Annotated in this window: 13 protein-coding genes and 1 pseudogene; 11 read left to right on the top strand and 3 right to left on the bottom strand. The window is 49.6% G+C overall.

Annotated elements, in window-relative coordinates; translation table 11 throughout:
* A partial coding sequence (locus AQR02_RS22310; protein ID WP_148449184.1) for an ATP-binding cassette domain-containing protein occupies positions 1 to 402 on the top strand: 402 nt, incomplete at its 5' end.
* Positions 403 to 497: 95 nt separating this feature from the next.
* Here the strand turns inward: AQR02_RS22310 and AQR02_RS22305 are convergent.
* Positions 498 to 1,835 carry a DUF2252 domain-containing protein gene (locus tag AQR02_RS22305; protein ID WP_054942609.1) on the bottom strand — a complete coding sequence of 446 codons (1,338 nt, stop codon included), beginning with the start codon at positions 1,833 to 1,835 and terminating at the stop codon, positions 498 to 500.
* Positions 1,836 to 1,937: 102 nt separating this feature from the next.
* Here AQR02_RS22305 and AQR02_RS22300 point away from each other — a divergent pair, with 102 nt between their 5' ends.
* A complete protein-coding gene (locus AQR02_RS22300) occupies positions 1,938 to 3,716 on the top strand; it encodes a M3 family oligoendopeptidase (protein WP_054942608.1) in 1,779 nt (592 codons plus the stop codon).
* A gap of 103 nt (positions 3,717 to 3,819) precedes the next feature.
* Positions 3,820 to 3,987, top strand: a complete 168-nt coding sequence (locus AQR02_RS31550) for a CxxH/CxxC protein (protein WP_082452016.1) — start codon at positions 3,820 to 3,822, stop codon at positions 3,985 to 3,987.
* Between the two features lie 75 nt (positions 3,988 to 4,062).
* Here the strand turns inward: AQR02_RS31550 and AQR02_RS22295 are convergent, their stop codons facing one another.
* Positions 4,063 to 5,478 (bottom strand): MFS transporter, encoded by a 1,416-nt coding sequence (locus tag AQR02_RS22295; protein ID WP_054942607.1) that lies wholly within the window; start codon positions 5,476 to 5,478, stop codon positions 4,063 to 4,065.
* A 151-nt stretch (positions 5,479 to 5,629) separates the two neighbouring features.
* On the opposite strand from AQR02_RS22295, the gene AQR02_RS22290 reads away from it, so the two are divergent.
* From AQR02_RS22290 to AQR02_RS22260, 8 genes and pseudogenes are all read left to right on the top strand, one after another.
* Positions 5,630 to 5,980, top strand: coding sequence for an ArsR/SmtB family transcription factor (locus AQR02_RS22290; protein WP_054942606.1), 351 nt, complete (start codon positions 5,630 to 5,632; stop codon positions 5,978 to 5,980).
* A 231-nt stretch (positions 5,981 to 6,211) separates the two neighbouring features.
* Positions 6,212 to 6,691, top strand: coding sequence for a 23S rRNA (pseudouridine(1915)-N(3))-methyltransferase RlmH (gene rlmH / locus AQR02_RS22285; RefSeq protein WP_054942605.1), 480 nt, complete (start codon positions 6,212 to 6,214; stop codon positions 6,689 to 6,691).
* A gap of 211 nt (positions 6,692 to 6,902) precedes the next feature.
* Complete coding sequence (locus AQR02_RS22280) at positions 6,903 to 7,199, top strand: YuzF family protein (protein ID WP_245237676.1); 297 nt, start codon at positions 6,903 to 6,905, stop codon at positions 7,197 to 7,199.
* 198 nt (positions 7,200 to 7,397) lie between these two features.
* The gene (locus AQR02_RS22275; protein WP_054942604.1) at positions 7,398 to 8,267 is read left to right on the top strand and encodes an AraC family transcriptional regulator; all 870 of its coding nucleotides are present in this window, start codon (positions 7,398 to 7,400) and stop codon (positions 8,265 to 8,267) included.
* A gap of 109 nt (positions 8,268 to 8,376) precedes the next feature.
* Positions 8,377 to 10,094 (top strand): annotated as a pseudogene (locus tag AQR02_RS22270) (glycoside hydrolase family 13 protein).
* Positions 10,088 to 11,404 (top strand): alpha-amylase family glycosyl hydrolase, encoded by a 1,317-nt coding sequence (locus tag AQR02_RS22265; protein WP_245237675.1) that lies wholly within the window; start codon positions 10,088 to 10,090, stop codon positions 11,402 to 11,404. Before AQR02_RS22270 ends, AQR02_RS22265 begins: the two are co-directional and overlap by 7 nt.
* Entirely contained in the window at positions 11,373 to 11,759 is a 387-nt protein-coding gene (locus tag AQR02_RS34750) for an alpha-amylase family glycosyl hydrolase (protein ID WP_245237691.1), read from the top strand. Before AQR02_RS22265 ends, AQR02_RS34750 begins: the two co-directional genes overlap by 32 nt.
* Position 11,760: 1 nt before the next feature.
* Positions 11,761 to 12,522, top strand: coding sequence for an SDR family NAD(P)-dependent oxidoreductase (locus AQR02_RS22260; protein WP_054942603.1), 762 nt, complete (start codon positions 11,761 to 11,763; stop codon positions 12,520 to 12,522).
* Positions 12,523 to 12,951: 429 nt separating this feature from the next.
* On the opposite strand, the gene AQR02_RS32605 is transcribed toward AQR02_RS22260, so the two are convergent.
* Positions 12,952 to 13,092: a hypothetical protein gene (locus tag AQR02_RS32605; RefSeq protein WP_159067819.1), complete on the bottom strand. Its 141-nt coding sequence runs from the start codon at positions 13,090 to 13,092 to the stop codon at positions 12,952 to 12,954.
* Positions 13,093 to 13,368 lie beyond the last annotated feature (276 nt).

The following is a 13,368-nucleotide window of genomic DNA, read 5'->3' as shown; positions in this document are numbered from 1 at the left end:
CTGGATACGCTGATCTCTTCGCTGCCCGAAGGCTACAATACACCGGTGCGCGAGGCCGGGCAGCGCTTCTCCGGCGGCGAACGCCAGCGGATAGCCCTGGCCCGGATTCTGCTGCAGAACACGCCGGTGGTTGTGCTGGATGAGCCGACGGTAGGCCTTGACCCGCGCACGGAGCGCGAGCTGCTGGCCACCATGTTCGAGGCTATGGCAGGCAAGACGCTGATCTGGGTCACACATCATCTGGTAGGCGCAGAACAAATGGATGAAGTGATTTTTATGGAGAACGGCCAGGTGGAAATGCGCGGCACCCATGCCGAGCTAATGGACAGGGAACCGCGCTACCGCAAGCTGTATGAGCTGGACCGGCCAAGCGCGTTTATGAGTGCAGCCCCCGGGGAATAAATATAGAACACCAAAAAGCTCTTTCTGTCCGGTTGTGGACAGAGAGAGCTTTTTTGAAATATAAGAATCTATGTGTATTTCGTTTCTTCTTCCTGTTATAAACCGTACCTTTCCACTACCCAATCTTTAAACATAGCGTAATCTTTCTCTACCTGTCCGGCATAACTGTAAGCCCACTCTGCAATGTACCGGGCAAAGGCATCAGGATCGGGGCCCATGGCTTTGGAAATCTCCTGCTCGCTATGATAGCCAAGGATTCCTTTGTCGACGTCGGCATCAGCGCGGGCATGCATTTTGGCGGTCAGGCTGCCCATCACCTCCAGCACCCGGATCAATTCCCCGGAGTCAGTAATATCCTCTAGCTTGAGTCTTTTTTTGTACGGGGAACGCTCCCTGACATAGAAGTCCCGGCCGCCCAGCGTCAGGAAGCCAAGGTAGGGATCAGCTTTGTGGTGCATGGCCTGCTGGGTAGCGGATACCCGTTTGCCCTGATGGGTAAAGGATTGCCAGAACGACTCCGAATACGGCATGAAATAGGCGGGAACCGGTGCGCGGACCTCTTTTACTTCCAGTACGGTATCATCCTCGCCAGCCTGCTCCAAACCGCCCTCGATTAGAATATAATAGCGGTCCAGTCCAATCGATGCCGTTCCCGAACCGCGTTTGACCGCAATGTCCTTGATCCGGAAATGCTCCTCATTCAGTCTGCGTGTGACCACCGTCTGCGTATAGAAGCTCCAGGCTTGTTCAAGCTCGGCCTGCTCGGCAGCACCGGGAATCAGCAGCTCGGAGGTCTCCAGGAACACCCGGCTGCTCTGCATTTGGGCGGTAACCCTCTCCAGAAAGTGGCTCTGCCGGCGCTTTTCCAGCTTGCGGAGCAGCTTCTTCACCGGCCCTTTGGCGGTATCCTCATTGATGACGAAGTTAGCGGGATTGTCTTTGCCTTGGGCGAAGCGGCGGATTTGCCGGGAATAGGCTGCTGCGTAGCTCTCAATCAACTTGTGCTGCTCCGCATCGCTGTAGCCAAGCTGCCTGCCGACAAGGGCAATACTGACCGCCATGCGCAGCAGATCGTAGAGATAAGAGCCGACATACCCTTCGTCAAAATCATTCACGTCATAGACGATATCCCCGTCTTCACTGCGGAAGGCACCGAAATTCTCGAAATGCAGATCCCCTTGAATCCAGGTAGGACGGGCGGGCGAGCTATGGTAAGGGAAGTACTGCCTGGTCGTATCAAAATAGAACAGATAAGCGCTCCCGCGGTAGAATGAAAAGGCGCTCTGTGCCATTTTGCCGTATTTCTCCGACCGGTTGACCGGGCTTAGGGCCATAATACCGCCGTCGAACTCATCAAAAATCGAAATTAGCAGATCTCTGCGCAGCTTTGAGCGTGTGCGGATGACCCCTTCAGTAATGGACTGATTGACCATGAGCGGTGCTCCTTTCCGGATAGTATGATTATATCTATTATTTCCATGGACCTCCAAATTTGCAAGCGTGATATAATTGAAGAGTTAAGGAGAGGGTTAAAAATGCAGTTAACATGGGAATTGGACTCGATTTATCCTTCGTTTCAGTCAGAGTTGTTTCAGCAGGACCGCAGGCATGTGGAGACACTTGCCGGGGAGCTGAGTACTTGGTCAGCCTCGCAGTTACATAATGGACAAGATGTCGCCGGAGTGATGGAACAGTTCCTTAGACAATATAATGCTTACAAAAGCATCTATCTCCGGTTGTTCAGCTTCGCCGAATTAAGCTTCAGCGCCGACAGCAGTCATACGGAAGCGATGAATCTGATGGACGAGCTGGAGGAGGTTACCCTTGGCGCAGGAGAAGCCTTAGTAAGCTTCAGCAAATGGCTGGCCAGAATCCATCCGGATATGCTGGAGACAAGTATCGCTTCCAGTGCCTATCTTGAGCAGCATAGCTTCTATCTGTGTGAGCTGCAGGGCAGATCTCAGCATTTGCTGAGTGAAGAAGGTGAAGCCGTGATTGCCCGGATGCAGGCTACCGGCTCGAAAGCTTGGGAACGCCTGTATATGCGGACGTTGTCCACCCTGCGGACAGATGTGGAGCTGGACGGGAAAATGCAGAGTTTGTCGCTGGCTGAGCTGCGGAATCTCGTCTATGACCCGGATGCAGCGGTACGGAAGGCGGCGGCAGAAGCCGAGCACCAAGCATGCCGCAGTGTAGCGGAACAAAGCGCAGCGTGCATCAATGCCGTATGCGGTGAGGCAGCGGCGGTCTATGAATTGAGAGGCTACGCTTCACCGCTGCATAAAGTGCTGGCCGCTTCGCGGATGGATCAGGAGACATTGCAAGTAATGCTGCAGGCGATCCGGGAGAGTCTGCCGGTATTTCACCGGTACTATGCCAAAAAAGCTGAACTGCTGGGTTATCCCGGGCAGCTGCCGTTTTATGATGTGTTTGCGCCAATAGGCGGGGAGTCTCCGGCTACCATCTCTTATGCCGAAGCACAAGCGATGATTATTAACGGCTTCAGCAGGTTTAGCAGTGAGCTTGGCGGATTCGCCCGCAAGGTGTTCGAGCAGCGCTGGATCGATGCCGAGCCGCGGAGCGGCAAAGGGAATTTCGGCATGTGTGTTGATATTTTCCCGATCGGGGAGAGCCGGATGATCACGAGCTTTAACGGCAATTATATAGATGTGAGCGTGCTGGCCCATGAGATCGGACATGCCTACCACAGCAGCCGTCTTGCCGGGCAAAGTATGGTCAACACGGAATATCCTGTGCCGATTGCGGAGACGGCGTCGATTTTTTGCGAGAGTCTGATAGGCTATGAACTGCTGCAGTCTGCACCCGCCGGGGAAGCGGATGCTATTCTGGAACGGGGACTGTCGGATGCCGGGTATTATATTGTAGATTTCTATGCCCGGTATTGTTTTGAGAGCAGGCTGTATGCCCGCAGGAAATCCGGACCTCTCTCCGTGGACGAGCTGAATGCGCTGATGCTGGAATCGATGCATGCCGCATACGGCGACAGTGTACTGCAGGATTCGATTCATCCATACCAGTGGATCAGCAAGGCCGGGTATTACATGTCAGGCAATGAATTCCTGAATTTCCCGTATTCCTTCGGGCTACTGTTCTCCAAGGGGCTCTTTGCGCAGTACAAGAAGCGGGGAGCAGACTTCGTAAGCCGCTATGAGCAGTTCCTCTCGGCAACCAGTACCCGGAGTATCGCAGATGCCGCGAAGCTGATGGATATTGATGTACATTCCCTGGCGTTCTGGCAGGATGCGCTCATGCTGATTGCCGGGGATACCACGAAGTTTACAGGACGGGAATAAAGCTGGATTTTTACGCTGTGGAAGGTTCCTTTTTACGGGGAAGTGTGGTAGAACAGTAGTAGAAGTATACACCGCAGCGGCACAGAAAGGGATGCTTGATTGAATGTACGTAGTATGTAAGGAACACGTAGAGCTGGCCATCGACAAATTTGTGGACGAGTACGAGGATGCACCGGATGTTGTGGATCTGAAGGAGACCGAGTTCTCGGACTGGGACCCGCCGGCGAAATGTGCGGAATGTGAGAAGAATGCGGAATATCTGGTGGTCTAAAGGACTGCTGTAACTTAAAAACACCCTGCAGCCGTGAGAGCGGTCTGCGGGGTGTTTTGGTGTGTTTATGATACATTATGCGTCTGCTGCATCGGCCATATCGGCTAGCGAGCTGCTGCGGTTGTTGCCGCGCCGGTAGGCAACTGCTGAGACAATGGCAATCAGAGCGGCAATCGACAGCCCCCAGTAGATGTTGGAGTAGGCCGTGGAGAGCGGCAATCCGCGCTGCCATTCCAGGGCGCTCGCGGCCATCGCCACGCTGAACGCTCCACTGAAGAATTGCAGCAGCTGGAACAGCCCCATGCCGGAGCCGATCTGCGAAGAAGGCAGAATCCGCGAGATTTCATTCGATACGCTGCTGGACAGCACGGTAAAGGACAGGCTCATAATCATGTAGACCAGCATGACGGCTATCCAGGACTGTCCGGCGAAGAGAGCGAACAGCACGGTTGCCGCCAGCACCAGCAGCGGGGCGAAGCGCAGGATGCCGGCATTGCCATAGCGGTCGATGATCCGCCCCACGGTGCGGGAGACGAAGATCGCCAGCAGTGAGCCGGGGAAAATCACCAGCCCGGCATGGCTGGCGCTGAAGCCGAAGCGATGGGTCAGAATCTGCGGCAGCAGGAACAGGGTAGCGAAGCTGCACAGGTAGGAGGCGATCCCGACCAGCGCCAGCACGAGATACGAGCGGTTGCGGAACAGCGCTGGCATCACGAACGGATCGGGTGTGCTGCGGATGCGGCCTACGAATAAGGCAATCGCGGCCATACCGGCGATCAGGGCAACCCACAGGCCGCTGGTCAGGAACAGCAGCAGGCCTGTGGTGCCGACGCCGAGGAACACTCCGCCAAGCACATCAAATGTGCCGCGGGCAGGCACTTCTCTGGGCAGCAGGAACAGGAACAATGGTACCAGCAGCAGAATGGCTGCCGTTACTGCGAACAGCCAGTGCCAGCCGAGATACTCGACAATGGAACCGCCTGCGACCGGGCCAAGGCCCAGTCCCAGCGAGACGGCGGACATGATGGTCGCCATCGCTTTGCCGCGGCGGGCCTGCGGGACATAACGGGTGAACAGAACAAGTGACAGAGACATAACCGCCCCTGCACCTGATGCCTGCAGAATGCGCACGATAAGCAGGAAGATAAAGTTAGTGCTGAAAAAGCCGGCTATAGCCGCAAACCCCAGTGTAAGCAGGCCGATGATCAGCAGACGCCGGATCGGCAGGAAATCAGACAGCCGGCTGTATGTGATCGAAGCGATCGAGAACATAATAGAATACCCGGTAACAATCCAGGAGGCGGATGCAGCTGTGATGCCGAAGGCCTCGGTCACATCAGGCAGCGCCAGATTGAACATAGCCGTATTCATAATGACAAGTACTACAGCGACACTGAACAGCAGGGTCAGCAGCCCTTCGCGTGGAAGAGTGGCTTCCACTGCAGCGTTTGAATTGCCTGCATGATCCTCAGAGGTATGTAATGAGCTCATGTGATTGCCACTCCTTTATTTCTAATGTTTAATAGTTCGATTACTTACGAACAATTGAAATATAGCATGCACTGATGTAAAATGCAATTAGGAAGATGCAAAATTACAAAGAAATTTAAGTACTCATCTGTATTTCAAAGGAGTCTTTTATATGAAGCTGCTTCATCATCCGGACCGCAAGGACCTCCAGCTGGCATCTGTGCTGTATGCGCTTAGCGATCCGATCCGTTTATATGTAGTGTCAGAAATCCGCAAGCATGGCGAGCAGGCCTGCAACAGCTTTAAGGTGCCGATTGCTAAATCCACAATGTCCCATCATGCCCGGACGCTGCGCGAAGCGGGCGTGGTCTATACACGGGCGCAGGGCACCCAACGTATTCTGTCGCTGCGCACCGATGACCTAAACGAGCGTTTTCCCGGCCTGCTGGATTCTGTCCTACAGGCATATGACTCCTCAGAACAGCCCGAGCTGTTTGCCGAGCAGGAGGAAGGGCTGGAATAGCAGGAAGAACAAAATCAACTAGAATGGCTGAGATAAGGCGGGTTCCGGTTTATTCTTACCCGGAAATATGGTAAACATAAGAGGATATCAATAAGCGGAGAGGACGTAACGGATACGTCCTTTTGCTGTTTCTACAGAGGAACAACGAAGGCCGGGCAGAGGACATGCATAGGGTTACGGACATTCCCAGCGGCACGATGTTTATATAGGGTTATCCCACAGGAGGAAAATATGTTCATTCAAATCATCGGCGTAGGCAAATTGAAGGAAAAATATTTGGTGAGCGGCATCGCGGAGTACGCCAAGCGATTGACCCCCTACCTCAAGTTCCAGATGATTGAGGTGGCGGATGAGAAGGCTCCGGACAATCTCAGCGATGCTGAGGTTGTCCAGGTGAAGGTGCGCGAGGGCGAGCGTATCCTCGCGCACATCAAGAGCGAAGCGCATGTCATTGCGCTCGCGATCGACGGCAAGCTCTGGAGCTCCGAGGAGCTGGCCGCTGAAATCGACCGGCTCGGCACCTACGGGACGAGCCATGTCGTCTTCGTCATCGGAGGCAGCCATGGCCTCTCCGATGACGTCATGCGCCGCGCCCAGCAGCGCATGAGCTTCGGCCGCATGACGCTGCCCCATCAGCTCATGCGGCTGGTGCTGGTGGAGCAGATTTATCGTGCGGTGAAGATAAATCGGGGAGAACCGTACCATAAGTAGGGCGAAATCTGTGGTAGGCGCAATCCCCAAGCATAGCCACCTTAATCTAAGGATCATAAGTAACGGCAATTTTTTGTGGAGAAGCCAGCAGGAGCGTTGCACTGTAATTGTTAACTGCGATTTCACCCATATATCAACGGGGTTATGAACTATTCCATGGGCGGGTTCATACATCGGTTATGTATGATTATTGCAATGGAGGGATTCGCGCATGAATAATATGATTCCATCAACTGTAATGCCCCAAATGAACATGAGCATGAATCAGCCGATGTATCCAATGCCGAACATGAACCAGCCGATTCAGGTCGTAGTCGTTGAGCCTTACGTGTACGCAGCCGTAAGCAGTCTGATCGGAAAAAGAGTGGTTCTCGATACGGTTCGGGGATCAGTGAGCGGAATGGTGGTTGATGCAAAACCAGATCATGTCGTGATTCAAGAAAGGGATTCGACCTTCTTTGTTCGCTTGTGCGAGGTTGTTTGGATCATGCCGGAAACCGGCAAATAAGATATAATAGCATAATAAAGCGGCTGCCGCTGATGGCCCCAAGCCATGACTGCAGTCGCTTATTTATCTTTATTCGTGGTGCTGGGACCTATGCCACAGCAAGGATGAATCTATAACTTGCCGTTACAGACAGCGCGGAGAACCATATATTAGTGAGGCGAAAATCTGAATGAACTCTGTTCTGGAGGTATCTCTCTTATGGAATTATATAAAGAACCTATTGTTTATAACGATCCTTTGCTTCGTATTCAAATCCGCAGCTTTCATACGACGGTAATCTGTCAGCATGGGTGGCATTTCCATCCGGAGCTAGAGATTATTGCTGTACGATCTGGAACAATGGAAATTCACACACCTGAAGAAGTTTATCAATTGCGAGCGGGGGATGTGTTAATTTTGGGTTCTTGCCACCCCCATCTTGATTTGAGAAAACCAAATCAAGTGGTTGATTATGTGGTCATCCAATTCGAGCTGGGGGCATTCTTAGATTCCAACATGCTCCCTTTTCTTTATTTGTTTCAGGAATCATTGATGCCTTTGGTCAAGTTAAACTCGTTGTTTCGAGACAATGCGGAACTGAGGAAACAATTTTACACGACCGTACTAGAATTGCATAGGGAACATGAACAGAGGCAAAGAGGCTATGAGATGGCTATTAACTATTTAGTAAAGAAGAGTCTCTTTTTATTATTACGTCATGACAATGAGGGGAAGCTAGATCACAACCGATCGATGAACTATGCCAAGCTAAAGCTAGTTTTCGATTATGTGGAGGCGCATTTATCCGATAAAATAACGGTGGAGCAGGCAAGTCTTCTCGTTAATTTCAGCTATACGTATTTCCTTAAATATTTTAAACAAACCCTGGGTATGACGTTCACTGACTATGTCATTCATCGCAGAATCAAATATGCAGAACGCTTGCTTCTGACCGAGGATCTCAGTATTGCTCAAATTGCCGAGCAGGTCGGCTTGCCGAATATATCGCACTTCTACAAGCTGTTTAAACGAATTCATCATTGTTCTCCTAAAAGCTTTAAAGACACCATTCATGGTAGGAGCGGATGAACACAACAGAATAGCATCATGATGGAGTGGTATCGGGTATTGGAAGCCTATTTCAATACGGATACGATAGAAGAAGAGAATTTATAAAAAATCTTCGAGGTGACTCTATATGGTGCAAGAAGTAGCGTATGCAAGGAAATGGTGGAAAGAAAGTGTCGTGTATCAAATTTACCCGAGAAGTTTCATGGATACTAATGGGGATGGCATTGGAGACCTTCAAGGGATTATTTCAAAGCTGGATTATCTCCACGATTTAGGTGTTGACGTGATTTGGATCTGTCCGTTCTACAAATCGCCAAACGATGATAACGGTTATGATATCAGCGATTATTATGCGGTATCCGAAGAGTTCGGAACGATGGAAGACTTTGGCCAATTGTTGGACGAAGCGCATCGCAGGGGCATCAAAGTGATCGCCGATCTCGTTTTAAACCATACCTCGGACGAACATCCTTGGTTCGTAGAAGCCCGTGCATCCAAAGACAGCCCTAAACGGGACTATTATATTTGGAGAAAAGGAAAAGAAAACAATGAGCCGCCATCGAACTGGGGATCATTCTTCGGAGGTTCTGCATGGGAATATGATGAACAATCGGATGAGTATTATTTGCATATTTTCAACCGAAAGCAACCGGATCTGAATTGGGAGAATCCGCTTTTAATAGAGGAGCTTCATCGCATGGTACGATGGTGGCTGGATAAAGGCTTGGATGGATTTCGTATCGATGCGATCAATCATATCGTCAAGATGGACGGTTATCCGGATGCAGAAGCGCCGGCTCATGAGAAAATCGTATCCGCGCATCATTACTTCTCGAATCTGCCCAAGGTACACGATCATATTCAACATCTTCATCACGAAGTGTTCCGTCACTATGACATCATGACCGTCGGGGAAGCGGCTAACACGGGTCCGGAAGAAGCTTTGTTGTATGTAGGCGAAAATCGAGACGAGCTTAATATGGTCTTTCACTTTGAGCATATTAGCATGGACAATAACAATAAAGGTCTTGAAAGCTGGGAAAAGACGCCTTGGCAGTTGTCTGAACTCAGAGAGATTTTAAATCAATGGCAAACGAAATTACACGCCAAAGGATGGAATGCTAACTTCTGGAGCAACCATGACCAACCGCGAGCAGTTTCCCGTTTTGGAAATGATCAAGATTTCCGTATCGAGTCCGCGAAGCTATTGGCAACCCTGATGTTTCTGCTGGAAGGTACTCCCTATATCTACCAAGGGGAAGAAATCGGCATGACGAATATTAAGTTGGATGCCATCGATGACTATCGAGATAGCGTGACCCATCAATTTTATCGCCTGGCACAGAAGGAAGGTTGGACGGAGAATCGGATCATGAGGGCTATCCACCAATCCAGCAGAGACAACGCCCGAACGCCCATGCAATGGAATGACCATCCGCATGGCGGGTTCACAACCGGAACGCCGTGGATTCAAGCGAATCCCAATGCGAGCTGGATCAATGTAGGGGAAGGGAGAAAGAACCAAACTCCATCTTGAACTATTACAAGCAACTGATTGCACTTCGCAAACAACATCTCGTTGCTGTGTATGGCAAATACGAACCCCTTCTCCCTGACCATTCATCCATTCTGGCCTTTACCAGGACGTTAGGAAATAAACAATTGATCGTAGTTATGAACTTCGCAGCCACATCGGTACACGTGGAGGTTCGAAAGGTTCTAGCTGACCCATCCATTCAATTACTGTTATCCAATGTAGATTCAAATACGCATGAAACGCTGGCTGAGGAACGCCTTTTGCCCTATGAGTCAAGAGTCTACTTAAGGGAGGTCATCCCGTGCTAACTAAATCTCCAACAAAGGGAACGAAAGGTGTACGATTTGTTTATTATACGGATACGCCTGTTGATAGCGTTGCCTTAGCAGGGACCTTTAATAATTGGAACGGCGATCGAAATTACATGAACAGAATGGAAGATGGGACCGGTTGGGAAATTGAATTACCTATTTTTAAGGGAAGGCATCTTTACAAATTCGTGGTGAACGGGGAAGCATGGATTTTAGACCCGCTCAATCCAAGTGTGTCGGAAGATGCGCAGAATAACTCGGCGATTACGGTAACCGAAGATGGCGATGTGCTCATTCGAACGAATGATATATCAATAAGTCATCCGGGGTATATGTATGAGAACTTTATGGCACTTCCTAGTCCGGAATGGATTAAAAAATCGGTTATTTATGAGTTGCATCTCCGTGCGTTCACGGACACCGGTTTCCGAGGACTAGCTGACAAGATAAGCTATTTCAAAGAGCTGGGAATTAATACGCTTTGGCTGATGCCGTTCAACGAAGTGGGTCAAGAACGCAGGATCGGTACATACGGCGACCCCTATGCGGTAAAAGACTTTTATTCGATTGACCCGGCATTCGGAACGAAAGAGGATGTATTGTTCTTTATGCGCAAATCCCATGAGAACGGGATCCGAGTCATTCTGGATTGGGTCTTGAACCGCGCCAGCGCAGATCATATTCTGACGAAAAGTCATCCGGAATATTTTACGCACAATGACCAAGGGGAAATCTATTATGACGTGCCTCTTCGCGAATATTTTGCCGGACTAGAGTTTAGCAATCGCGACATGAGGCAGTATGTCATCGAGGCCATGAAATACTGGATTACCGAGTTTGATTTTGACGGCATTCGATTGGATGATTCGGACATAACCCCTTATGATTTCCTCACGGAGATCAAGCAAGCCTTGCAGGAAGTCAAATCGGATCTTATCCTGATCTCTCAGTCCTACGACGAATATCATCATCTTGAATCCTGTGATTTGACCTACAACGGCAATCCTCGCATTCTTATTCGTCAGATGATCGAGGGAACGATTACGCAGCAGGATTTCATCACGATCCATAACTCATACAAGTACAGCTTTCCTAAAAACGCGTTGAGGATGAATTGGCTTGAGGAGAAAGAACAGTCCAGAATCTACGAGTATTTAGGCGTGGAGCATGCCGGACCAGCTGCTTCGATCTTATTGACGCTCGAAGGCGTTCCCCTCGTCATGATGGGACAGGAATTTAATGAGAATACGATGGAAACATGGACGTCCTTATTCGATGAATATAAGACTCAACTGGGATTCATTTGATACACGGATGTTCGAGCACTATAAATTCCTGATCCATCTTCGAATAAATGAGCCGGCATTTTGGGCGGGTGAATTAGAGTTCGTACGTAACTCGGAAAAAATGGTGTTATCCTATATTAGGCAGCACGAAGGCGTCAAGTTTTTGGTTATCGTTAATTTGTCAGAGGATGCTGTGCTCGTTCATTTTGATGAGAAAGCCCATGTAGACGAATTTATCAAAGATAGGAGAAATATGCTCTATCGCACTGGAAGGGATGATCTTCACACCGAGAAAGATTCTTCGGCATTATGGGCGGATAGCTATGAAACAATAATATATAAAATAGATGAATGCAAGGAAGAGGGTGCTCTCTAAGATGTACCCGCAATTTGATTTGACTGACAAGATTGCCGTGATAACAGGAGCTAGTAGAGGGATCGGGTTTGGGCTTGCAAAAGCAATGGCTCACGCTGGCGCGAAGGTTGCTGTTGCAGCAAGAAACGGGGAAGAACTGGATCAATTAGTATCGGAAATCCGGGCTAACGGAGGCGACGCTGTAGCTTTTGCACTGGATGTTCAGGATGTTAAGGAGATCGATCTAGTAATACATCAGGTAAAAATGCACTTTGGAAGATTGGATATTTTAGTTAACAATGCCGGACTGGGCGACAATCATCCAGCAGTTGATGTTACAGAAGAAGATTGGGACAACATGATGGATGTTAATCTCAAAGGTTTGTTTTTCTGTTGTCAGTCGGCAGGGAAGATTATGCTTGCTCAGGGATATGGCAAGATCATAAATATGAGCTCACAGGCTAGTGTCGTTGGCATCGTAGATCACGCTGTATATTGCGCCTCCAAGGGCGGGGTTAATCAGTTGACGAAAGTTCTGGCATTGGAATGGTCTGCTAAGGGTGTGAATGTGAACGCAGTCGGGCCAACCTTTACATACACGCCAGGAAATTCAGATCGTCTGGATGATCCCGCTTATTTAGAAGGGGTACTGGCGAGAGTACCCAGCCGACGACTGGCTGAGATCAGCGATGTCGCAGGTGCGGTCATTTATCTGGCTTCGCCGGCAAGCGACATGGTAACGGGCGTCACGCTAATGGTTGACGGAGGGTGGACCGCGCAGTAAACGACTTAAGCCCGCATCACACACCAACGAATTGTGGGAGATAAAAGCAGCGGTTCACCGTTCACAACTTCTATATCAAATCTACTACGAAGGGCATCCAAATGGATGCCCTTACATTCGACGTTAGAGTGTTACGGTGAACCGTATCACAAGTAACGGCGAAAAAATTGTAAATTGGTTGGAAATGAAAAAAATACAACCTTTGAAATCAAAGCCTAGCAACTGAAGTGCCTCAGCTTGACCTGGAGCCCCTGGCGAATCTAGAAAAACAATGTGAGATGGGCGATGTATCGACACCTGACCATATTCACACACCACCTTACCCCACATTTAACAAGCCACACAAAGGAGAATGTCCATCGTAGGTGTTCTCTTTTTCATTACGCATGATATTCTATTGCTTCTCTTGCTACTTGCTGTGCATAGGCTTTACCCGAGCCGATAGATTGGTAATACGCCGCGCGTCAAAGTATCAATAAGCTCGATCACTACATCATGCTGTCCAACGCCAACGGTGACGGCTTCCTTAATCGTTTCTTTGAAAGCTGCTCCGTTATCACTATGGCTCAACCGTTTCTGTTTTCACTTTACAGTCTGACTCACATACTGAATCCTAGTAAGCCCGCGTCATATCCTCCATGCGCTGGGTCACAGCATCATGCTGCTCCATCGGGATAAACTCAAGGATAGCTATGGTGATGCAGCTCCATGTTACGGAGAACGTATCACAAGTAACTACAAATTTTTTTTAATTTAAGGGTATAAGGAGAAAAAAATGACTGAATTACTAGCTCCGGCGGGAAATATGGAGGCTTTAAAAGCTGCAATTTCTAATGGTTGTGATGC

This window comes from Paenibacillus ihuae (genome assembly GCF_001368795.1).
Taxonomy (GTDB): Bacteria; Bacillota; Bacilli; order Paenibacillales; family Paenibacillaceae; genus Paenibacillus_AQ; species Paenibacillus_AQ ihuae.
The sequence above is the reverse complement of the archived record's forward strand: the minus strand, read 5'-3'. Positions and strand labels throughout refer to the sequence as shown.